At 71.5% G+C, this 21,086-nt stretch carries 16 protein-coding genes; 9 read left to right on the top strand and 7 right to left on the bottom strand.

All coding sequences use genetic code 11. From position 1 onward, the window contains the following. Nucleotides 1-24 precede the first annotated feature (24 nt). The 8 genes from glpK to ACFYZA_RS24825 all read left to right on the top strand — a co-directional run bounded on the left by glpK (nucleotide 25) and on the right by ACFYZA_RS24825 (nucleotide 10,859). Nucleotides 25-1,551 carry a glycerol kinase GlpK gene (glpK, locus tag ACFYZA_RS24860; protein WP_382599164.1) on the top strand — a complete coding sequence of 509 codons (1,527 nt, stop codon included), beginning with the start codon at nucleotides 25-27 and terminating at the stop codon, nucleotides 1,549-1,551. A gap of 5 nt (nucleotides 1,552-1,556) precedes the next feature. Next, complete coding sequence (locus tag ACFYZA_RS24855) at nucleotides 1,557-3,185, top strand: FAD-dependent oxidoreductase (RefSeq protein WP_382599166.1); 1,629 nt, start codon at nucleotides 1,557-1,559, stop codon at nucleotides 3,183-3,185. Between the two features lie 120 nt (nucleotides 3,186-3,305). Beyond that, entirely contained in the window at nucleotides 3,306-4,364 is a 1,059-nt protein-coding gene (locus tag ACFYZA_RS24850) for an LLM class flavin-dependent oxidoreductase (RefSeq protein ID WP_388492850.1), read from the top strand. Nucleotides 4,365-4,430: 66 nt separating this feature from the next. Continuing rightward, nucleotides 4,431-5,102 (top strand): FadR/GntR family transcriptional regulator, encoded by a 672-nt coding sequence (locus ACFYZA_RS24845; RefSeq protein ID WP_388492849.1) that lies wholly within the window; start codon nucleotides 4,431-4,433, stop codon nucleotides 5,100-5,102. A gap of 479 nt (nucleotides 5,103-5,581) precedes the next feature. After that, nucleotides 5,582-6,574 carry a PAC2 family protein gene (locus ACFYZA_RS24840; protein WP_382599173.1) on the top strand — a complete coding sequence of 331 codons (993 nt, stop codon included), beginning with the start codon at nucleotides 5,582-5,584 and terminating at the stop codon, nucleotides 6,572-6,574. An 88-nt stretch (nucleotides 6,575-6,662) separates the two neighbouring features. Continuing rightward, a complete protein-coding gene (locus ACFYZA_RS24835; protein ID WP_388492848.1) occupies nucleotides 6,663-8,069 on the top strand; it encodes an NADP-dependent succinic semialdehyde dehydrogenase in 1,407 nt (468 codons plus the stop codon). 371 nt (nucleotides 8,070-8,440) lie between these two features. Next, complete coding sequence (locus tag ACFYZA_RS24830; RefSeq protein ID WP_388492847.1) at nucleotides 8,441-10,177, top strand: S8 family peptidase; 1,737 nt, start codon at nucleotides 8,441-8,443, stop codon at nucleotides 10,175-10,177. 64 nt (nucleotides 10,178-10,241) lie between these two features. After that, nucleotides 10,242-10,859: a hypothetical protein gene (locus ACFYZA_RS24825; protein ID WP_388492845.1), complete on the top strand. Its 618-nt coding sequence runs from the start codon at nucleotides 10,242-10,244 to the stop codon at nucleotides 10,857-10,859. A 60-nt stretch (nucleotides 10,860-10,919) separates the two neighbouring features. Here ACFYZA_RS24825 and ACFYZA_RS24820 read toward each other — a convergent pair whose 3' ends face one another. From ACFYZA_RS24820 to ACFYZA_RS24800, 5 genes are all read right to left on the bottom strand, one after another. Next, nucleotides 10,920-13,967: an NPCBM/NEW2 domain-containing protein gene (locus ACFYZA_RS24820; protein ID WP_388492843.1), complete on the bottom strand. Its 3,048-nt coding sequence runs from the start codon at nucleotides 13,965-13,967 to the stop codon at nucleotides 10,920-10,922. A gap of 126 nt (nucleotides 13,968-14,093) precedes the next feature. Further along, on the bottom strand, nucleotides 14,094-15,323 hold the full coding sequence (mshC, locus tag ACFYZA_RS24815; protein WP_382599183.1) for a cysteine--1-D-myo-inosityl 2-amino-2-deoxy-alpha-D-glucopyranoside ligase: 1,230 nt from the start codon (nucleotides 15,321-15,323) through the stop codon (nucleotides 14,094-14,096). A 389-nt stretch (nucleotides 15,324-15,712) separates the two neighbouring features. Beyond that, on the bottom strand, nucleotides 15,713-16,534 hold the full coding sequence (locus tag ACFYZA_RS24810; protein ID WP_382599185.1) for an SCO1664 family protein: 822 nt from the start codon (nucleotides 16,532-16,534) through the stop codon (nucleotides 15,713-15,715). Beyond that, the gene (locus ACFYZA_RS24805) at nucleotides 16,498-17,088 is read right to left on the bottom strand and encodes a DUF3090 domain-containing protein (protein ID WP_344375820.1); all 591 of its coding nucleotides are present in this window, start codon (nucleotides 17,086-17,088) and stop codon (nucleotides 16,498-16,500) included. The genes ACFYZA_RS24810 and ACFYZA_RS24805 overlap by 37 nt, the downstream gene beginning before the upstream one ends. 68 nt (nucleotides 17,089-17,156) lie before the next feature. Next, nucleotides 17,157-17,843 carry a histidine phosphatase family protein gene (locus ACFYZA_RS24800; protein WP_382599187.1) on the bottom strand — a complete coding sequence of 229 codons (687 nt, stop codon included), beginning with the start codon at nucleotides 17,841-17,843 and terminating at the stop codon, nucleotides 17,157-17,159. A 59-nt stretch (nucleotides 17,844-17,902) separates the two neighbouring features. Between ACFYZA_RS24800 and corA the strand changes: the two genes are divergently transcribed. Then, on the top strand, nucleotides 17,903-18,901 hold the full coding sequence (corA, locus tag ACFYZA_RS24795; RefSeq protein WP_382599189.1) for a magnesium/cobalt transporter CorA: 999 nt from the start codon (nucleotides 17,903-17,905) through the stop codon (nucleotides 18,899-18,901). Here corA and ACFYZA_RS24790 read toward each other — a convergent pair whose 3' ends face one another. Both ACFYZA_RS24790 and ACFYZA_RS24785 read right to left on the bottom strand, forming a co-directional pair. Further along, on the bottom strand, nucleotides 18,902-19,690 hold the full coding sequence (locus ACFYZA_RS24790) for a ferritin-like domain-containing protein (protein ID WP_382599191.1): 789 nt from the start codon (nucleotides 19,688-19,690) through the stop codon (nucleotides 18,902-18,904). A gap of 220 nt (nucleotides 19,691-19,910) precedes the next feature. Next, nucleotides 19,911-20,966, bottom strand: coding sequence for an LLM class F420-dependent oxidoreductase (locus ACFYZA_RS24785; RefSeq protein ID WP_382599197.1), 1,056 nt, complete (start codon nucleotides 20,964-20,966; stop codon nucleotides 19,911-19,913). Nucleotides 20,967-21,086: the final 120 nt, after the last annotated feature.

Raw genomic sequence — 21,086 nt, 5'->3', positions numbered from 1 at the left:
CCTTCGGACTTTCCAGGAGCACCCATGAGCGACATCCACTCCACCGGCCCGTTCATCGCGGCCATCGACCAGGGCACCACCTCCAGCCGCTGCATCGTCTTCGACAAGGACGGCCGGATCGTCTCGGTCGAGCAGAAGGAACACGAGCAGATCTTCCCGAAGCCGGGCTGGGTCGAGCACGACGCCAACGAGATCTGGACCAACGTCCAGGAGGTCGTGGCCGGGGCGATCGAGAAGGCGGGCATCACCTCCGCCGACGTCAAGGCGATCGGCATCACCAACCAGCGTGAGACCACGCTGATGTGGGACAAGAACACCGGCGAGCCCGTGCACAACGCGCTGGTCTGGCAGGACACCCGCACCGACGCCCTCTGCCGCGAGCTCGGCCGCAACGTCGGCCAGGACCGCTTCCGGCGCCAGACCGGCCTGCCGCTCGCCTCCTACTTCGCGGGACCGAAGGTGCGCTGGCTGCTCGACAACGTCGAGGGGCTGCGCGAGCGCGCCGAGCGCGGCGACGTCCTCTTCGGCACCATGGACTCCTGGATCATCTGGAACCTGACCGGCGGCGCCGACGGCGGTGTGCACGTCACCGACGTCACCAACGCCTCGCGCACCCTCCTGATGAACCTGCACGACATGGCGTGGGACGAGAAGATCTTGCACTCCATGGACATCCCGGCGGCCGTGCTGCCCGAGATCCGCTCCTCCGCCGAGGTGTACGGGCATGCCAAGGGCGGCGTCCTGGACGGCATCCCCGTCGCCTCCGCGCTCGGCGACCAGCAGGCGGCCCTGTTCGGCCAGACCTGCTTCTCGGAGGGCGAGGCCAAGTCCACCTACGGCACCGGCACCTTCATGCTGATGAACACCGGTGACAAGCCCGTCAACTCCTACAACGGGCTGCTGACGACGGTCGGTTACCAGATCGGCGACCAGAAGCCGGTCTACGCCCTCGAAGGCTCCATCGCCGTCACCGGCTCGCTCGTCCAGTGGATGCGCGACCAGATGGGCATGATCAAGACCGCCGCCGAGATCGAGACGCTGGCCTCCTCCGTCGAGGACAACGGCGGCGCCTACTTCGTGCCGGCCTTCTCCGGCCTGTTCGCCCCGTACTGGCGCCCCGACGCCCGCGGCGTGATCGCCGGCCTGACCCGGTACGTCACCAAGGCGCACATCGCGCGCGCCGTCCTCGAGGCCACCGCCTGGCAGACCCGCGAGATCAGCGACGCCATGACGAAGGACTCCGGCGTCGAGCTGACCGCGCTCAAGGTCGACGGCGGCATGACCTCCAACAACCTGCTGATGCAGACCCTCTCGGACTTCCTGGACGCGCCGGTCGTGCGTCCGATGGTCGCCGAGACGACCTGCCTCGGCGCCGCCTACGCCGCCGGCCTCGCCGTCGGCTTCTGGCCGGACACCGACGCGCTGCGCGCCAACTGGCGCCGGGCGGCGGAATGGACCCCTCGCATGGACGCCGACAGGCGCGACAGCGAGTACAAGAACTGGCTCAAGGCCGTAGAGCGGACCATGGGCTGGATCGAGGACGAGGAGTAATCGACATGACCACCCTGCAGAGCGTCCCTGCCCTCGGGACGCACCCGGCTTCCGGCTCCACTGTGTCTTCCTTCAAGGCAGTGAGCCGCGCCGAGACCCGGGAGCAACTGTCCAAGGCGACGTACGACCTCCTGGTCATCGGCGGCGGCATCCTGGGCATCTCCACCGCCTGGCACGCCGCGCAGTCCGGTCTGCGGGTGGCCCTGGTGGACGCCGGTGACTTCGCCGGCGCCACCTCCTCCGCCTCCTCCAAGCTGCTCCACGGCGGTCTGCGCTACCTGCAGACCGGCGCGGTGAAGCTGGTCGCGGAGAACCACTTCGAGCGGCGTGCGGTGTCCCGTCAGGTGGCCCCGCACCTCGCCAACCCGCTCACGTTCTACCTGCCCGTGTACAAGGGCGGCCCGCACGGCGCCGCCAAGCTGGGTGCGGGCGTCTTCGCCTACTCGGCGCTCTCCGCCTTCGGCGACGGCGTCGGTCACCTGCTCTCCCCCGCGAAGGCCGCGGCGGACGTGCCCGAGCTGCGTACGGACAACCTGAAGGCCGTGGCCGTGTACGGCGACGACCAGATGAACGACGCCCGCATGGCCCTGATGACGGTGCGCGCCGCCGTCGAGGCCGGCGCGGTCGTGCTCAACCACGCCGAGGTCACCGGACTGCGCTTCACCAAGGGCCGGGTGACGGGCGCGGACCTCAAGGACCGCATGGACGGCGAGGAGTTCGGCGTCGACGCCCGGCTCGTGCTCAACGCGACCGGCCCCTGGGTCGACCACCTGCGCAAGATGGAGGACCCGGCCTCGGCCCCCTCCATACGCCTGTCGAAGGGCGCGCACCTGGTCCTCAAGCGCACCGCCCCCTGGAAGGCCGCGCTCGCGACCCCCATCGACAAGTACCGCATCACCTTCGCGCTGCCGTGGGAGGACATGCTCCTGCTCGGCACCACCGACGAGGAGTTCGAGGGCGACCCGGCGGACGTCGCCGTCACCGAGGCGGACACCGCGCAGATCCTCGACGAGGCCGCGTTCTCGATCCGCGACCAGCAGCTGTCCCGCGATCTGATCACCTACTCCTTCGCGGGGCTTCGGGTGCTGCCCGGCGGGCCCGGCGACACCTCGAAGGCCAAGCGCGAGACGGTCGTCACCGAGGGCCGCGGCGGCATGCTGTCGGTGGCCGGCGGCAAGTGGACGACGTTCCGCCACATCGGCCGTACGGTGATGAAGAAGCTGGAGCAGCTGCCGGGCCACCCGCTCGGCAACGACTTCGAGCCCATCTCCGAGCTCCCCGGCAAGATGCCGCTGCCCGGCATTGCCAACCCGCGTGCCGTCGCCCACCGCCTGATGGTGGACGCCCAGGCGCCCGGCGCGCACATGGCGGCCGACACCGCCAAGCACCTGGCCACGCACTACGGTTCGCTGTCCTTCGACATCGCGCGCCTCGCCAACGAGGACGCGGCCCTGGCCGAGCGCATCCACCCGGACGCCCCGGAGATCTGGGCGCAGGTCGCCTACGCCCGGGACCACGAGTGGGCCGAGACCGCGGACGACGTGCTGCGCCGCCGTACGACCCTGACGATCCGGGGTCTGGCCACGGACGAGATCCGCGGCAAGGTGGACGACCTGCTGAACGAGAAGAACTGACGGTACGTCAACTCACCCCGAAGGGGCGGCTCCCGCGAGGGGCCGCCCCTTCGGCGTACCCGCGACCGCTGCCATACGCCGTACATCCGGCCGCAACACGGCGCGGCGAGAGTGGGGGGCATGAAGTTCCAGGTGCTCTCGATCGTCGGCCATGCCCCCCACCCCGTGACGGGTGAACTCCCCTCGTCCGCCGACCGGTTGGCGCAAGTGCTGGAGGTCGGTGAGGCCGCCGAGCGGCTCGGCTTCGACGCGTACGCCATCGGGGAGCGGCACGCCGGCGCCTTCCTCTCCTCCAGCCCGACCGTGCTGCTCGCCGCGCTGGCCGCCCGCACGCACCGCATCCGGCTCCTCACCGGCGTGACCGTGGTCGCGATCCTCGATCCGGTCAGGGTCGCCGAGGACTACGCGACGCTCGACCAGATCTCGCGCGGCCGGATCGAGCTGGTCATCGGGAAGGGCGCGGAGGCCGGCCACTTCGATCTGTTCGGGCTCGACGAGTCCCGCCAGTGGGACCTCCAGCGGGAGAAGTACGAGCTGCTCCGCCGGCTGTGGAGCGAGGAGGGCGTCGACTGGGAGGGCGAGTTCCGTCCCCCGCTGCGCGGTGTCACCACCGTGCCGCGGCCGTACGCCGGGGTGCCGCGGATCTGGCACGGCTCGGCGACCTCCCTCAACTCCCCCGAACTCGCGGCCCGGCACGGCGATCCGCTGTTCACCGCGAACGCGATCCAGCCGCGCGCCGCGTACACCCGGCTCATCGCGCACTACCGGGAGAAGTTCGAGGAGTACGGGCACGATCCGGCGCGGGCCCATGTCGCGGCCGGCTCGGGCGGCCTGATGATCGCCGACACCGCCGAGCAGGCGGTCTCGCGCTACCGGGAGGTGTACGAGGCGAGGGTGCGACAGTCCTTCAAGCCGCATCTGGAGGGGAAGGCGGGCTACAACACCCCGTTCCGCACCATCGAGGACGCCATCGCGGACGGCCCGGCGCTCATCGGCTCCCCGCAGCAGATCATCGACAAGATCCTCGGCTTCCACGAGGCGTACGGGCACGACCTCCAGTCGGTGACGGTCGACGGGTTCGGCCTCTCCACGGCCGAGCAGACCGAGACGCTCGCGCGGTTCGCGGAGGAGGTCGCGCCGGTGGTGCGCAAGGAGGCGCCGAGCACTCTGTGGGAGTGAGAAGCCCGGGGGGTCCGGGGCACGCATAATGGGGGCGGATACATCGGATGTATGGAGGTCGCCCCCATGGCTGTCACCGACGAGGCCATCGAGAAGATCAAGGAAATGATCGTCTCCGGTGCGCTGCGGCCGGGCGACCGGCTCCCCAAGGAGAGCGAACTCGCCGCGGAACTCGGCCTGTCCCGCAACTCCCTGCGCGAGGCGGTCCGGGCGCTGTCCCTGATCCGCATCCTGGACGTCCGCCAGGGGGACGGGACTTACGTCACCAGCCTGGACCCCCAGCTGCTCCTGGAGGCGATGGGCTTCGTCGTGGACTTCCACCGGGACGACACGGTCCTGGAGTTCCTCGCGGTACGCCGCATCCTGGAGCCGGCCGCGACGGCGATGGCGGCGTCGCGGCTCACCGACTCCGAACTCGACGCGTTGTCCTCGAAGTTGGACGCGCTCGGGGAGGCTCCGTCGGTTGAGGAGCTGGTGTCCGCGGACCTCGAATTCCACCGGGGGATCGTGGCCGGCTCCGGGAACGCGGTGCTGTGCTCCCTGCTCGACGGGCTCTCCGGCCCGACGACCCGGGCCAGGATCTGGCGCGGCCTGACCCAGGAGGACGCGGTGAGCCGCACCCTGCGTGAGCACCGGGCGATCCTGACGGCCCTGCGGGACCGGGACGCCGAGGCGGCCCGGTCCTGGGCCACGGTCCACATCGCCAGCGTGGAGCAGTGGCTGCGCTCGACCCCGTAACCCCTCGGGGCTCCGCCCCAGACCCCGTTCGCGCCGCAAGGGCGCCCGTCCTCAATCTCCCGGGCCGGGGGACCCCACGACGGGCTGAAGATGCCCACGGCCTCATGCACGCTCCCCTTGAATGAACGCGTGCATCCGCACCGGGATCAACGGCTGGATGAACCGCTGGATCGACGGCTGGATGAACCGCTGAACGAACGTCCGCAGAAACGTCCAAGGGAACATCCGCCTGAACATCGGATCTCTACCAGTCATCCGATGTATATCGCCGGCCAAGCGCCACCGTCCAGGTCCGTGCCGAAGATTTCGGCGCACAGCTCGGATGAATCAACGGGAGAGTGCGCTGCTGCCCCGTCGGCCCCACCTTCATTCCTGCGTCACTCCCGGCATCGCCGGACCGTGCACGGGGGCTGCGGCTGGGTAGGTCTGAAGCCGTAAGGTTGGGACGTACGCAAGGGAACTTCGGAGGGAGGCACTGGGTGATCGAGCTGGAGGGCGTTCCCGAGCTGGTCGACCCGGTCATGATCGCCGCGTTCGAGGGCTGGAACGACGCGGGCGACGCCGCCTCCTCCGCGGTCGCGCACCTGGACGGGGCATGGAAGGGCGAGGTCTTCGCCGCGCTGGACGCGGAGGACTACTACGACTTCCAGGTCAACCGGCCCACGGTGTGGCTGGACGGCGGGGTCCGCAAGATCACATGGCCCACCACCCGGCTGTCCGTCGTCCGGGTCGGCGGCGACAAGCCGCGCGACCTGGTCCTGGTGCGCGGCATCGAACCGTCGATGCGCTGGCGGTCGTTCTGCAACGAGATCCTGGGCTTCGCCCACGAGCTGGGCGTCGAGATGGTGGTGATCCTGGGCGCGCTGCTCGGCGACACCCCGCACACCCGGCCGGTGCCGGTCAGCGGCGTGACCTCGGACCCGGACCTGGCGCGGACCATGGATCTGGAGGAGACCCGCTACGAGGGCCCGACGGGCATCGTCGGCATCCTCCAGGAGGCCTGCACGCACGCCGGCGTTCCGGCGGTCAGCCTGTGGGCCGCGGTGCCGCACTACGTGTCCCAGCCGCCCAACCCGAAGGCCACGCTCGCCCTGCTCAACCGCCTCGAAGACCTGATCGACCTGCGCATCCCGCTCGGCGAGCTCGCCGAGGACGCCCGGGCCTGGCAGCTCGGCGTCGACCAACTGGCCGCCGAGGACAGCGAGGTGGCCGAGTACGTCCAGACCCTGGAGGAGGCCCGCGACACCGCGGACCTGCCCGAGGCGTCCGGCGAGGCCATCGCCCGCGAGTTCGAGCGGTATCTGCGGCGCCGTGACGGCGGACCCGGCCCGGGCCAGGCCACCGCGGGCGGCCATGCCACCGAGGCCGACGGGTCCTATCTGCGGGACACCTCCAGCGGGCGCACCCGCCCGCCGAAGCCCCCCAAACCGCCGACGACCGACGAGCCCGGCGAGGAGACCCCCGAGGAGTAGGGGGCCGGCCGGGCCCGGTTCGCGTTGCGGCGCCTCCTTCCGCGCGGGAAGGTCGAAGGACCAGTGCCTTCAGGAGGTGTCGTACGTCATGGCCATCGCCACGGTGAATCCGGCTACCGGTGAGACGCTCAAGAGCTTCGGGGCCATGGGTCCCGAGGAGGTCGAGCGACGGCTCGCCACGGCCGCGACCGCCTTCGCCGGCTACCGCACGACCGCCTTCGAGCAGCGCGCCCGCCTGGTGCTGCGCGCGGCCGAGCTGCTCGACGCCGACCGCGAGGACATCGCGCGCACCATGACCCTGGAGATGGGCAAGCCGGTCGTGGCGGCCCGCGCCGAGGCGGCGAAGTGCGCGAAGGCACTGCGCTGGTACGCCGAGCACGCGGCCGGGCTGCTCGCCGACGAGGAGCCCGACGAGGACGACGTCCGCGACTCCGGGGCCGAGCGGGCCCGGGTCCACTACCGGCCGCTCGGCGTGGTCCTCGCGGTGATGCCGTGGAACTTCCCGCTCTGGCAGGTCGTACGGTTCGCGGCGCCCGCCCTGATGGCGGGCAACGTGGCCCTGCTCAAGCACGCCTCGAACGTGCCGCAGACAGCGCTGTACCTGGAGGACCTGTTCCGCCGGGCGGGCTTCCCCGACGGCTGCTTCCAGACCCTGCTCATCGGCTCCGACGGCGTCGAGAAGGTGCTGCGCGACCGGCGGGTCGCGGCGGCGACGCTGACCGGCAGCGAACCGGCCGGGCGCTCGGTCGCGGCCATCTGCGGCGACGAGATCAAGAAGACGGTGCTCGAACTGGGCGGCAGCGATCCCTATGTGGTGCTCGCCTCCGCCGATGTGGAGCGGGCCGCGCGGACCGCGGTGACCGCGCGGACGCAGAACAACGGGCAGTCCTGCATCGCCGCCAAGCGCTTCATCGTGCAGGACGAGGTCTACGACGCCTTCGCCGAGCAATTCACCGCCGGTATGCGGGAGTTGAGGGTGGGCGACCCGCTCGACGACGACACGGACATCGGCCCGCTGGCCAGCGAGCAGGGCCGCGCCGACCTGGAGGAGCTCGTCGAGGACGCCGTACGCAAGGGGGCCACCGCGCTGTGCGGCGGGAGCCGACCCGAGGGCATCGGCGGGGGCTGGTTCTACGAGCCCACCATCCTGGCCGGCATCACCGCCGACATGCGGATCCACCACGAGGAGACCTTCGGCCCGGTGGCCACGCTGTACCGGGTGCGCGACCTCGACGAGGCGCTCGATGTCGCCAACGACACCCCGTTCGGGCTGAGTTCCAACGTCTGGACCCACGACAGCGTCGAGGTGGACCGCTGCGTACGCGACCTCCAGACGGGCGGCGTCTTCTTCAACGGCATGACCGCCTCCCACCCCGCCCTGCCGTTCGGCGGCGTGAAGCGCTCCGGCTACGGCCGCGAGCTCTCCGGCCACGGCATCCGCGAGTTCTGCAATGTGACGACGGTGTGGCACGGGGCGGAGCCTTCGGAGTCCTGACACCAGGTCAGGGCCGGTCAACTGGCCCTGTTCCGCCGGACGTTGTATCCGGTCGTGCGCGTCGGCGACCGCCGTCGCGATCCGGAAACACCTGCGGGGCTGTCCGTGCGGCAGCCCCGCGGGCATGTCCCGTTGGCCCCGCGCGGACGTGCCACCCCGGCCGCTCGGACCCCTCCGGGCCACCCCAACCCCCGCCGTTTTTGGCCTGATTGGGGCGTGACATCGGTTTCCGGACGGAATGGGCGGGTTGCCCATCCAGCTGGATTTCAAACTCTGTTCGCTCCCATGGGGTGGACGTACTGCCGCGTCGGGAGCAGGGTGTGTCCCCGAAGGCACGCCACGCACGGCACCCGAGGGGAGCGGCGGAAGCGATGACCGATCGGATTCACGCGGGTCAGGGCCCCGGAACGGCGGGCCCAGGACCCGACGGAGCTGGATTCACCTATCACGGAGCCGAGCCCGAACTGATCGTCGTCGCACGGGCCGAGGCCCGGCTGCGGGTCGGTACCGAGGGCGTCCGCTCGGCTTCCGGGGCCGACACCTCGGCCCTGGCGATGTTCCTCGCCGATGAACAGATCGCCCTGGAACCGCTGTTCGGCCGCGAGGAGCGGCCGGCACGGGTGCCGCAGGGCACCTCCCACCAAACGCTGCCGGACCTGTCCCGCTTCTACCGGGTGCGGGGCGGTGCCGAGCGGGCCAGGGAGCTGAGCGCCCGGCTCGCGGCGCTGCCCGAGGTGGAGACCGCCTATGTGAAGCCGGGCGCGGTGCCCGCCTCCCTGACGGGCCGGGACGAGGAGACGATCAAGCGCCTCAAGGAGGGCGCCCCCGCGACGCCCGACTACACCGGCCGGCAGGGCTATCTGGCCCCCGCCCCCGAGGGCGTCGACGCGTACTGGGCGTGGCTGCGGCCGGGCGGCAGCGGCGCGGGCGTCACCGTCGTCGACGTCGAGGGCGCCTGGCAGCTGGGCCACGAGGACCTGGCGGAGAAGCTGGCCGGGATCGTGGTGGGCAACCCGGTGCAGGACCTGGCCTGGCGCAACCACGGCACGGCCGCGCTCGGGATCATCGGCGGCGACCGGGACGGGAAGGGCATCACCGGGATCGCCCCGGAGGCGGTCACGGCCGCCGCCTCGGTCCAGGGCATCGGCACGGCGGCGGCGGTGTACGCCGCGGCCGGGCGGCTCTCGCCCGGCGACATCGTCCTGATCGAACTGCACCGCCCCGGGCCGAGGTTCGACTTCCAGGAGCGCGACGACCAGGAGGGCTACCTCCCCGTGGAGTGGTGGCCGGACGACTTCGCGGCGATCCGCTGGGCGACCGCGCGGGGCGTCCTGGTGGTGGCGGCGGCCGGCAACGGCGGCGAGAGCCTGGACGACGCGCTGTACGAGCGGCGCCCCGAGGGCTTCCCGCAGGACTGGCGCAACCCGTTCAACCCGACCAACGAGGCCTCGGGCGCGGTCCTGGTGGGCGCGGGCGCCCCGCCGCCCGGCACGCACGGCCGCGACCACGGCCCGGACCGCTCGCGGCTCGCGTTCTCCAACTACGGGGCCCGCGTGGACGCCCAGGGCTGGGGCCGCGAGACCACCACGGCCGGCGGGTTCTGGGACCGGGCGGGCGATCTCCAGGGCGGCGCCGAGGAGATCGCCTGGTACACCGACACGTTCTCCGGCACGTCGGCCGCCGCCCCCCTCGTGGTGGGCGCCCTCGCCTCGCTCCAGGGCATCCTCAAGGCCACCGGGCAGGAACCGATGACGCCGGAGCGGGCGCGTGCCGTGCTGCGCTCGACCGGTTCGCCGCAGCAGGACGCGCCGGGCCGTCCCGCGTCGCAGCGGATCGGCAGCCGGCCCGACATCAAGGCCGCGGTCACCCGTCTGATGCCCTCGACGATCGGCACCGGCCAGGCCGAACGGTACTGGGACGAGCTGGTCCCGTACCCCCCTGAACTGCCCCCGAGGCTCCGGCTGTTCGTGGCCGGGGCGTGGCGCGATCTGAACAACCCGGCGCCCGAACTGCGCCAGGCGGTGCACGCCGCCTTCGCGGCGGGGCGGCCGGACATCCGGGTCTGGTTCTCGGACGACGAGGTCGTCGGCCTGGTGGTCGCCGGCTGAGTGCCGGGGGCGCCCAAGGCCCCGGACAGCGAACGGAACTCACGACAGGGAAGGTGACACCCGCATGAGCACCACCCCGCAGATGAGCCAGCAGCACCAGCAGCAACCACAGCAGCAGTACGGGCAGCAGGGCCAGCAAGGCCAGCAGGGACCCAGCACGTCCCCGCCGCAGGCCTTCGGTGAGCAGCAGGGGTTCGGCCAGCAGGGCATCGGTCAGCAGGGGTTCGGCCAGCCCTACGGCCAGCAGCCCTACGGCCAGCAGGGCTTCGGTCAGCAGGGCGCCGGCCAGCAGTCCGGCCAGCAGCACCTCCCGCCGCAGATCCAGCAGCAGCTTCAGCAGCTCGGCCAGCAGCAGCCCTACCAGCAGCTGCTCCAGCAGATGGGCGGCCAGGGCCAGCAGGGCCAGCAGTCGATCGGCCAGCCGCTCGTGCTGCCCGCGGCCGTCAACAGCGCCGCCCTGGTCAGCGGCATCGCCACGAAGTTCTGGGACGTCGTGACCCCGCTGCCCGGCCAGCCGTCGATCCTGTACCTGTTCATCGACGGCAGCTGGCGCCAGCTCGCGAACCCCAACCCCGTGACGCATGACGGGGTCCAGGAGGCCTTCGCGTTCGGGCATCAGGTCATCGGGTTCTACGACTCCACCAACGGCGTCATCCAGGCGGTCATCATCAACAAGCAGTAGGCCAACTCCCGCACAGAGGGCGCCGGATGGGGAGATCCCATCCGGCGCCCGCCCGTGCTCCTAGGCGCAGCTGAACTTCGCCGCGGCCCAGTCCCCGTGGTCCCCGGACTTGGAGTTGTTGGTGTCGGTGATCTTCAGGTGGACGTGCCGCGCCCCGGCGAGGGGCACATTCACCGGGACGGTCGCCGAGGCGCCGGTGACCTTGGGCGAGGTCCACAGCACCTTGCCGTCCGCCTCGACGGAGAAGGCCACCTCCCCGTATCCGTTGATCTCGTCGTCGATGCCCACGTCGGCCGTGAAGGCGTCGCACCGCCCGCCGGTGTAGACCTCGATGTCGGAGTCGGCGTGAGCGCCGATGCCCTTGGCGTAGGTCGTGCCCGCGAGCGTGAGGGGGTGCCCGTCGGCCGCCCCGGACTCGCCGTTGGAGCGGTCGCGTTCGGGCGGCCCGTACCCGTTCGTCGACGTCAGCCAGGTCAGGTCACTGGCCCAGGCGTCCGCCGACGGGGGCGCCGGCATCACGGACACCGCCAGCCGCTGCTGTGAACTGCCGCCCCGATAGCCGGAGTTGGCGGTGAGGGTGACCTCGCCGGGCTTGGTGTCCTTGGCGGGGGTGACGCCGACCTCGACGCGCCGGGTGGTGCCGGCCGGGACGCGGTCGAGCGCGGCGGCCGGGGTCACGGTCCACCCGGCCGGCGCGGCGACGGAGACCTGGACGTTCCGGGCGTCCCTGCTTCCGGCGGTGACGTCCACGGCCACCTTGCCGGGCGCGCCCGCGCCGAGCTCCTGCCCGGCGGGCGCGGCCAGCGTGACCGGCGAGCCGGGCCCCTTGCCGCCGACGGCGCTAGTGTCCGCGAGCCTCACCTCGAAGGCCTTGTCGGTGCGCAGGGTCGCGGTCTTCACCAGGACCACACCGCCGCGGTCGCTCGGGTCGTAGAACCAGCCGGTCGCCGCCTTGTCGTACGCGGCCTTCGAGCCGAGCCGCGCGAGCCCACGGCCCGAGACCTCCACCTTCGAGGGCGCGCTGCCGGTGTGCAGGGTCAGCTGATAGGGCCGGGCGGTCTGCTTGCCCTTGAACTCGCCCTTGCTGGCGCCCACTTGGACCGTCACATCGCCCGGTCCGCGCTGCGGGGCCGAGACGTCGGCGCGCTGGGTGGCGTAGGCGCCGGTCCGGTTGGCGCGGGTCACGCCGTCGTCCTCGTACAGCTGGAAGGAGGAGCGGCCCTGCGGGTAGACGTCCCAGGCCAGCGGCGAGTTCGCGGTGCGGTCCTGGTAGGAGCGGATGCCGGGCCACATCGGGACGGCGGCCCCGGCCTTCACGAACAGGGGCAGCGTGTCGAGGGGCGCGCTGTAGCCGTCGACGGTGGTCGGGCCCTGGTAGGTGCGCCCGCTCCAGTAGTCGATCCAGGTGCCCTTGGGCAGGTAGATCCCGTTGCGCACGGTCGTGTCCTGGTAGACCGGCGCGACCAGGAAGTCCTCGCCGGACAGGAACTCGTACTTGGCGGCGTCGGTGGCGGCCTTCGGGTCGTCGGGGTATTCGAGCGCCAGCGGCCGGACCGGCCCGATGCCGGTCTTCGTCGCCTCGTGGGCGTAGGAGTACATGTAGGGAAGGAGCGACTCCTTCAGCTTCAGATAGCTCCGGTTGACGGAGGTGTAGGGCTCCCCGTACTGGTAGGGCTGCTTGTCGCTGGCGGCCCAGCCGTCCATGGTCATCACGGCGGGCAGGAACGACTTCCACTGGAGGTCGCGGGTGTACGTCTTGGGGCTGCCGCCGAAGATGCCGTCGATGTCGCCGCTGGTGTAGGCGAGGCCCGACAGGGTCGCGCCCGCGTAGGTCGGGATCTGCCAGCGGATGTAGTCCCAGCTGCCCGACTGGTCGCCGGACCACTGGACGCCGCAGCGCTGCGCGCCGGACCAGCTCTCGGGTGCCCAGGTGAAGCCGCGCGCGTCGCTGTTGGCCTCGATGCCCTGATAGGCGGCCTTGCAGCCGTCGAGCGCGTGCTTGTACCCGTCGCCGACCCAGGCGACGTCCAGCTTCGCCACCCGCTGGCCCGCCTTGACCTGGTCGGCGAGCTTGTCGAGCCCGTCCTCGGTCCACAGGCCCATCCGCATCGAGTCGCCCTCCAGGCCCTTGGCGGTCTCGGGCAGGTTCTCGTAGCCGCAGCCGTAGCCGTCGTTGACCAGCATCCAGCCGTTGGGCATGTCGTTGGTCTTGTACGCGTCCGCGATCTTGAGGGCGTCGAGGGTGTGGCGCTCCCCCCGGTTGGCGTTGTGCAGATAGCAGTCGGAGTCGCCGGGTTCGAGCCCGTAGACCGGCGGCAGGAACGGCTTTCCGGTCAACTGGGTGTAGTCGCCGATGACTTGCTTGGGGTCGCCGGCGAAGTAGTAGGCGTCGAAGCGCTGTTCCTTGGCGCTCGCGGTGACGGGCTGCCCGAAGACGTACGTGTTGGGGGCGTACGTGTTGCGGAAGACGCCGTAGCCGCCGGTCGAGAGGTAGAACGGGACGGAGTTGGGGTGGCCGCCGTCGTTCCAGTTGTCGTCGACGCTCACCTGGACGGTCTGGTCGCGGTGCGAGGTGTTGCCGCGGCCGTTCTGCATGCCGCCGCCGTAGAAATGTTCGGCGGCGCCCCGGGACAGGGTCTGGGTGGTGGTGTCCTTGGTCCAGCTGAGCGGCTTGGTCTCGGACCAGAGCTGGGTGCCGTCCGCCTTGTAGAGGGCGAAGCGCAGCGGGGACTTGAAGGCGCGCAGGGTGACCTTGTCGGTGCTCAGCTCGTAGCGGTCGCCCCTGTCCTTCCAGCGGGCGGCCGGCGGCTTGCCCTGCGGCAGGACGATGTCGGTCCCGGTCGGGTCGGTGAACTTCCCGTCGGGGGCGAGCTCGATGCGGAAGGTGTCGGCCGCGACGAAGCTGACGCGGGCCTCGGCCGCGCCCGCGTGCAGCCGGAAGACAGAGCCGCCCGCCGCCTCGAAGCCGGTCACATCGCCTACGGAGGTATCGCCCGTCGGGCCGGCGGGGGTGTCGGCCTGGGCGCTGCCGGGTCCGGCGAACACCGCGAGCAGACCGAGCACGGTCGCTCCCGCGAGCGCCACTCTCGTGCGTATTGGTGATTGCATAGAGCGTGTTTAGCGCAGAAACGAGCATTGGACCATGGGGTGGGCCCAGGAAAAACGAAAACCGCCCCCGGACTCACGTGGAGTCCAAGGGCGGTTCGGGGCTTGCCTGTTGAGGCCGCCCGAGGGTCAGAGGGCGACGCCGAGCAGGGCGTCGACCGTACGGGACACGAGGCCGGGGGCGGCCTCGTCGGTGCCGCCCTCCGCGCCCTGGCGCTCGGCCCAGCGGTCGACCGCGGCGAGGGCCGCGGGCGCGTCCAGGTCGTTGGCGAGGGCCTCGCGGACCTCCTCGACCAGGGCGTCCGCCGAGGTCCCGTCGGGCCGGGACACGGCGGCCCGCCAGCGCCCGAGGCGCTCGACGGCGTCCTGGAGCACCTGGTCGGTCCACTCCCAGTCGGCCCGGTAGTGGTGGGCGAGCAGCGCGAGCCGGATGGCGGCCGGGTCGACGCCGTCGCGGCGCAGCTTCGAGACGAAGACGAGGTTGCCCTTGGACTTGGACATCTTCTCGCCGTCCAGGGCGACCATGCCGGCGTGCACGTACGCCTTCGCGAAGGGGTACTCGCCGGTCAGCGCCTGGGCGTGGGACGCGCCCATCTCGTGGTGCGGGAAGACCAGGTCGGAGCCGCCGCCCTGGACGTCGAAGCCCATGCCGAGGTGGTCGAGGGCGATGGCGACGCACTCGATGTGCCAGCCGGGCCGGCCGCGCCCGAGCGAGGCGCCGTCCCAGCTCGGCTCGCCCTCGCGGGCGGCCATCCACAGCATCGGGTCGAGCGGGTTCTTCTTGCCGGGCCGCTCGGGGTCGCCGCCGCGCTCGGCGGACAGCGCCCTCATGGCCGCGGCGTCGTAGTGCGAGACGTTGCCGAAGTGCGGGTCGCTCTCGACGGAGAAGTAGACGTCCCCTTCGAGCTCGTACGCGGCGCCCGCGTCCCGGAGCCGCTCGACGAGCGGGACGATCCCGGGTATGGCCTCGACGGCGCCGATGTAGTGCTTCGGGGGAAGCAGCCGCAGGGCGGTCATGTCCTCGCGGAACAGCGCGGTCTCACCCTCGGCGAGCTCCACCCAGTCCTTGCCGTCGCGGATGGCTCGCTCCAGCAAGGGGTCGTCCACGTCCGTCACGTTCTGGACGTAGTGAACCTGCCGCTTGGTGTCGAGCCACACGCGCTGAACGAGGTCGAACGCGTTGTAAGTCGCCGCGTGACCCATGTGGGTCGCGTCGTACGGGGTGATCCCGCAGACGTAGATACGGGCGACGGGACCGGGGTCGAGGGAGACCAGTCCGCCGGTCGCGGTGTCGTGGATCCGGAGGTCGCGGCCCTTGCCGGGCAGGGCGGGGACCTCAGAAGCGGGCCAGGCATGCATGTCCTGAGCGTAACCGGACGCACGTTCCGGATACGAACCGGATCCCGCTCTTGGCCGAATCGGGGCTCTTGCGCCCCCGGGCGCGGGGGTGCTAATCCCTCAGGGGTGCTAATCCCCGGCCCCGCCTGGGGCTCCGCCCCAGACCCCGGGGATTTGCCCCACCCCGCCCCTTCCCGAGACCCTCCGGGCGTGGAGTGATTCGTCTGCGGGCCGTGCTTGGCTGGTCGCGCAGTTCCCCGCGCCCCTGAAGGCCTTGGTGCGGGCCCGCATCGGGCATTTCAGCCCGTCATGGGGGTCCCCCCTGGCCCTTGAGGCCTTGGGGGAGTTTGAGGACGAGCGCCCTTAAGGCGCGAACGGGGGTCTGGGGGCAGAGCCCCCAGAAGTCGGGGTCAGACCGGGGGCCAAGGGATGGCGGGCCATTCGCCCGAAGGGGTGGGGTGGACGCCCGTGTCCAGGAGGGAGGCCACCCTCGCGCGCAGGGCGTCCAGCTCCGCCTCCGTGATCAGGGAGGACAGCCGCACGGCCAGGGGAGCGAGGGGTTGAAGGGCCTCGGCCAGGCCCTTCAGGGCGCCCACCGCCTCCGAGGTGAGCGGCTCGCCCGCCCACCCCCACAGCAGCGTCCGCAGCTTGTCGTCCACGTTGAACGTGACCCCGTGATCGATCCCGTACAGCCGCCCGTCGGGCGCGGGCAGCAGGTGCCCGCCCTTGCGGTCGCCGTTGTTGATCACCGCGTCGAGCACGGCGAGGCGCCGCAGCCGGGCGTCGTCCGCGTGCACGAGCAGCGCGGTGCGCCCCTCGCCCACCTCGGCGAGCGCGACCGCCTTCCAGCCCTCGGCCGGCTCCTCGTCCTCGACGAGCGCGAGCAGCCCGGAGTCGCCCTCCACCGGCTCGATCCACAGCTGGACCATGCCCTCGCCGTAGGGCCCCTCCCGCAGCACGGTGGGCGGCACGAGGTCCCACCCGGTCGCGAGCGACACCTCGTACGCCGCCACCTCGCGCTGGGCGAGCGTGCCGTCGGGGAAGTCCCACAGCGGCCGCTCCCCCGCGACGGGCTTGTAGACGCACTCCGCGCTCTCGTCCCCGTACGCGACGGAGCAGTACAGCACCGCGTTGGAGGCCTCGCGGATCCGCCCGAGGACGGTGAGCTCCCCCTTGGCGAGGAGCTCGGCGGAGGTCAGGCTCCGCGGCGGTATCCGTTCTGGCGCGGGCATACGTGTCCTTCCGGGTCGAGCGGGAGGCTGCACAGGGGGCACGGCGGCCGGCCGGCGTTCACGACGTCGAGAGCCCGCTTGGCGAAGGCCCGGGCCTGGGCTCCGGTCAGGCGCACCCGCAGCATCGGCGGGCCGTTCTCCTCGTCCTGGAGCATCCGCTCCTCGGCCTCGGCGAGGTCGTCCTCGGTGTCGGCGTCCAGCTCGACCAGGGCCTGCGCCTCAATGATCATGCGCTGTTCGTCGCCGTCCCAGGCCAGCGCCATGGTGCCGACCCGGAACTCCTCCTCGACCGGCGAGTCGAGGGGCGCGGTGTCGGTCACGTCGGGCGGGGCCACGGCGGGCACAGGAGCGTTTCCTCCGGTCCTGCGCACGACCTCGTCCAGCAGCTCGTCGATCCGCTCGGCGAGCGCCGCCACTTGGGTCTTCTCCAGGGCGACGCTGGTGGTGCGGCTGCCCGCGGACGCCTGGAGGAAGAACGTACGGCGCCCGGGCAGCCCGACCGTGCCGGCCACGAAACGGTCCGGCGGGTCGTAGAAGAACACCTGACGGGACACGTTCTGGTCTCCCTAGTTCGGAGTTGGAGCAGCGGTTTTCGGCGCGTCCACCCTACTGTGCCCGGCGATCACGGTGCTCCCGCACCGCCACCGACCTCGGCCTGTTCCTCGGCGGGGGTCTCCCGCGGCATCAGCGAGGCGAGATCCCCGGTGTCACCAAGGCGCACCAGGTAGGGCCGCAGGCGGGTGTAGCGGATCACGGTCAGGGAACACGGTTCCACCGAGATGCGCTGAAAGAGGTCGAGATGCATGCCGAGGGCGTCCGCCACGACGGACTTGATGATGTCGCCGTGCGAGCACATGGCGTAGACCGCGTCGGGACCGTGCTCAGTCTCGATCCGCTCGTTCCAGTCCCGTACGGCCCCCACGGCCCGGGCCTGCATCGCGCGCATCGACTCGCCCCCGGGGAAGGCCGCGTTGGAGGGGTGCTGCTGCACGACCTCCATGAGCGGCTCGGGGGACAGCTCGGCGAGCTTGCGGCCCGACCAGTCGCCGTAGTGACACTCCCCGATCAGGTCCTCGGGGTGCAGCGGCAGGCCGGGGCGGGCGTCGAGGAGCGGCCGCACGGTCTCCCGGCAGCGCTGCAGCGGGCTGGTGACGACGGCGGCGAGCGGCACCCCGGCGAGCCGGGCGGGCAGGGCGGCGGCCTGGGCGTTGCCCCGCTCGTCGAGGGCGACACCCGGCGTCCAGCCGGCCAGCACCCCCGCCGTGTTGGCGGTGGAACGTCCGTGGCGTACGAGGATCAGCGTGGCCATGGGCGTCAGCCTAAGCGGCCGCTGCCCCTCGGGTGCGGGCGGCTCCCGTTCACGGGAGAATGCACGCGATGATCGTCGACTGCGCCATCTACCACGAGGGCCGCCGCACCGAGGGGCCCCAGGACTTCTCCGATGCCCTCGCCCGGGCGCGCGCCGAGGGGGACAGCTTCCTGTGGGTGGGGCTCCATGAGCCCACCGAGGAGGAGTTCGACCTGGTCAGCACCGAGTTCGGGCTCCATGAACTGGCCGTGGAGGACGCCTTGAAGGCGCACCAGCGGCCCAAGCTGGAGGTCTACGACGACTCGCTCTTCATGGTCCTCAAGCCCGTCGTGTACGAGCCCGACAGCGACACCGTCTCCACCGGCGAGCTGATGCTCTTCGTGGGCGACTGCTTCGTGGTGACCGTCCGGCACGGCGAGGGCGCCCCGCTCAAGGCGGTGCGCACCCGCCTCGAAGCGGAGCCCGAACTCCTCAAGCACGGGCCCACGACCGTCCTGTACGCGGTGAGCGACGCGGTCGTCGACCACTACACGGACGTGGCGGCCGAGCTCCAGACGGACCTGGAGGAGCTGGAGGCGCAGATCTTCTCGCCCACCACGGGCGGCCGCGACACCAAGGACACCGCGTCGCGGATCTACACCTTCAAGCGGCAGCTGCTGGAGTTCCGCCGGGCGACCGGCCCGCTGGCGCAGCCCGTGCAGCGTCTCGCGAGCGCGGGCGTGCCGTTCGTGAACGCCAAGTCCCAGCCGTTCTTCCGGGACGTGGACGACCATCTGATGCGGGCCAACGAGGCCGTGGAGGGTCTGGACCGGCTGCTCTCGGACATTCTCTCGGCGCATCTGGCGCAGGTCAGCGTCCGCCAGAACGACGACATGCGGAAGATCTCGGCGTGGGCGGCGATGGCGGCGGTCCCCACCATGCTGGCCGGCGTCTACGGCATGAACTTCGACCACATGCCGGAACTCCACTGGGCGTGGAGCTACCCGGCGCTGATCGTCCTGATGGTGCTCCTGGAGTTCGGCCTCTACCGCCTGTTCAAGCGGCGCGGCTGGCTGTAGTCAGGCGAACCCGGGCGCGGGGACGGCGGGGCCGCCGAGCGCGTCGCGCCGCTCGGGCATGGTGAGGCCGACCATCCGCCGCCACCCCCCGAGCCGTTCGTAGGCGTACACGGCGTGGATGCCGGCGGCGAGGACGGCCCTCTTGGAGTCCGGCCAGCGCAGGATCCGCCCCATGTGGGCCGTCACGGCGAGGCTGACGTCGCGGTAGACGCGGATCTCGGCGAGCGCGCTCCGGCGCAGTTCGCGCTGGATGGCGGGCCCGTGTCCGGCGCGGGCCAGCCGCAGCAACTCCTCGTGGCAGTAGGCGAGATGGTTGTCCTCGTCGGCGGAGATCATCCGCACCGCCCGCCCCAGGTCGGGGTGGCCGCCGAAGTGCTTGCGCAGCAGCTCCATCTGTTCGGAGGCGCGCTGTTCGGTGACCCGGCTGTGCGCGAGGTAGACCACGACGTCCCGCTGGGTGAGCGGCTCCTCGCCCCTCAGCTGGGCATGGCCGAGGCCGATGCCCTGCCGTTCGAGCAGCATCGTGTAGTCGGTGTCGTGCGGTACGTCGACGGGGCGCAGGCCGCGTTTCTTGAGGAGCGCGTTGAAGATCCGCCCGTGCTTGTCCTCATCGGCGCCGTGCCGGGCCACCTTGGGGGCGAGGGCACGGCACTCGGCCGGCAGGAGCGCCGCGATCCGGCCGTTCTCCCAGCCACCCTGGGCCTCGCCGCTGGCCGCGATGGAGCAGAAGAGCCGGAACGACTCGTCGTCGTCGAGGATCTCCTGGAACAGGCTCTTGGCCGAGAGCATCGCCGTACCTCCGGGGTGCGCACAGGACTCTGCCGAACCGAGTCAAATGCGGCACAACGACCCCGGCAACAGGGATCGGGCCCCGCTGGGCCGAACGAAGGAATGTGCGGTGCCCCCACCGCCGTAACCGGGTGGTGCGGCCGGGCGTTGTCCGTCACGACGGCCGTGGCGGGGAAGACCCCCGAGCCCCCACCACGGCCGCGGAAACCCTTCGGTCCCCTTACGCGAGCCCGGCGCGCTCCAGCGCCTCGGTGCCCGCGCGCAGCGAGGCGAGCCGCTCGTCGAGCGTGAAGCCGGCCGGGGCCAGGGTCAGCGTGGTGACGCCGGCGGCGGCGTACGCCTGCATCCGGTCGGCGATCCGCTCCACCGAACCGAGCAGCGTGGTCGAGTCGATGAGCTGCTGTGGCACCGCGGCCCCCGCGCCCGCCTTGTCGCCGGCCAGGTACTTGTCCTGGATCTCGGCGGCCTCCTTCTCGTACCCCATGCGCTGCGCCAGCTGGTTGTAGAAGTTCTGCTTGCGGCTGCCCATGCCGCCGACGTACAGCGCGGTGTACGGGCGGAACATGTCGGCGAGCGCGGAGACGTCCGCGTCGGCGCCGAGCGAGATCGGCAGCGTCGGACAGACGTCGAAGCCGTCCATGGTGAGGCCGGCCTTCTCGCGGCCCGCGCGGATGTGGGAGATCGCGGTGGCCTCGATGTGCTCGGCGGCGGGGAAGATCAGCAGCGCGCCGTCGGCGATCTCGCCGGTCTGCTCCAGGTTCTTCGGGCCGATCGCGGCGATGTAGAGCGGGATGTGCTCGCGCTCGGGGTGCACGGTCAGCTTGATGGGCTTGCCGGGGCCGCCGGGCAGCGGCAGCGTCCAGTGCTCGCCCTCGTAGGAGAGCCGCTCGCGCGTCATCGCCTTGCGGACGATCTCGACGTACTCGCGGGTGCGGGCCAGCGGCTTGTCGAACTTGACGCCGTACCAGCCCTCGGAGACCTGCGGTCCCGAGACGCCGAGGCCGAGGCGGAAGCGGCCGCCGGACAGCGAGTCGAGGGTGGCGGCCGTCATCGCGGTCATCGCGGGCTGGCGGGCCGGGATCTGGAGGATCGCCGAGCCGACGTCGATGCGCTCGGTCTGCGCGGCGACCCAGGCGAGCACCGTCGGCGCGTCCGAACCGTAGGCCTCGGCCGCCCAGCAGACGTCGTAACCGAGCTTGTCCGCCTCCTTGGCGACGGCGAGGTTGTCGCCGTCCATTCCGGCGCCCCAGTAGCCGAGGTTGATGCCGAGCCGCATGGCCGATCCCCTTACTCGTCGGGACGCGCACGCACGCGTCCACTCCCGCGTCTTACTCATGAGTAACGTTCCTGTGCCGGGGACTCTAGCGCGCGCGGGCGGGATGCGGCAGGGTCGAGT

This window comes from Streptomyces sp. NPDC001828, assembly GCF_042892175.1.
Lineage (GTDB): Bacteria > Actinomycetota > Actinomycetes > Streptomycetales > Streptomycetaceae > Streptomyces.
This window is presented reverse-complemented; position numbering and strand designations above follow the sequence as displayed.

What these genes read in the sequence shown, in the direction of transcription:
- glpK (WP_382599164.1), top strand. Translation starts at nt 25, where the DNA reads ATGAGCGACATCCACTCCACCGGCCCGTTCATCGCGGCCATCGACCAG.
- ACFYZA_RS24855 (WP_382599166.1), top strand. Translation starts at nt 1,557, where the DNA reads ATGACCACCCTGCAGAGCGTCCCTGCCCTCGGGACGCACCCGGCTTCC.
- ACFYZA_RS24850 (WP_388492850.1), top strand. Translation starts at nt 3,306, where the DNA reads ATGAAGTTCCAGGTGCTCTCGATCGTCGGCCATGCCCCCCACCCCGTG.
- ACFYZA_RS24845 (WP_388492849.1), top strand. Translation starts at nt 4,431, where the DNA reads ATGGCTGTCACCGACGAGGCCATCGAGAAGATCAAGGAAATGATCGTC.
- ACFYZA_RS24835 (WP_388492848.1), top strand. Translation starts at nt 6,663, where the DNA reads ATGGCCATCGCCACGGTGAATCCGGCTACCGGTGAGACGCTCAAGAGC.
- ACFYZA_RS24830 (WP_388492847.1), top strand. Translation starts at nt 8,441, where the DNA reads ATGACCGATCGGATTCACGCGGGTCAGGGCCCCGGAACGGCGGGCCCA.
- ACFYZA_RS24825 (WP_388492845.1), top strand. Translation starts at nt 10,242, where the DNA reads ATGAGCACCACCCCGCAGATGAGCCAGCAGCACCAGCAGCAACCACAG.
- ACFYZA_RS24820 (WP_388492843.1), bottom strand. Translation starts at nt 13,967, where the DNA reads ATGCAATCACCAATACGCACGAGAGTGGCGCTCGCGGGAGCGACCGTG.
- mshC (WP_382599183.1), bottom strand. Translation starts at nt 15,323, where the DNA reads ATGCATGCCTGGCCCGCTTCTGAGGTCCCCGCCCTGCCCGGCAAGGGC.
- ACFYZA_RS24810 (WP_382599185.1), bottom strand. Translation starts at nt 16,534, where the DNA reads ATGCCCGCGCCAGAACGGATACCGCCGCGGAGCCTGACCTCCGCCGAG.
- ACFYZA_RS24800 (WP_382599187.1), bottom strand. Translation starts at nt 17,843, where the DNA reads ATGGCCACGCTGATCCTCGTACGCCACGGACGTTCCACCGCCAACACG.
- corA (WP_382599189.1), top strand. Translation starts at nt 17,903, where the DNA reads ATGCACGCGATGATCGTCGACTGCGCCATCTACCACGAGGGCCGCCGC.
- ACFYZA_RS24790 (WP_382599191.1), bottom strand. Translation starts at nt 19,690, where the DNA reads ATGCTCTCGGCCAAGAGCCTGTTCCAGGAGATCCTCGACGACGACGAG.
- ACFYZA_RS24785 (WP_382599197.1), bottom strand. Translation starts at nt 20,966, where the DNA reads ATGCGGCTCGGCATCAACCTCGGCTACTGGGGCGCCGGAATGGACGGC.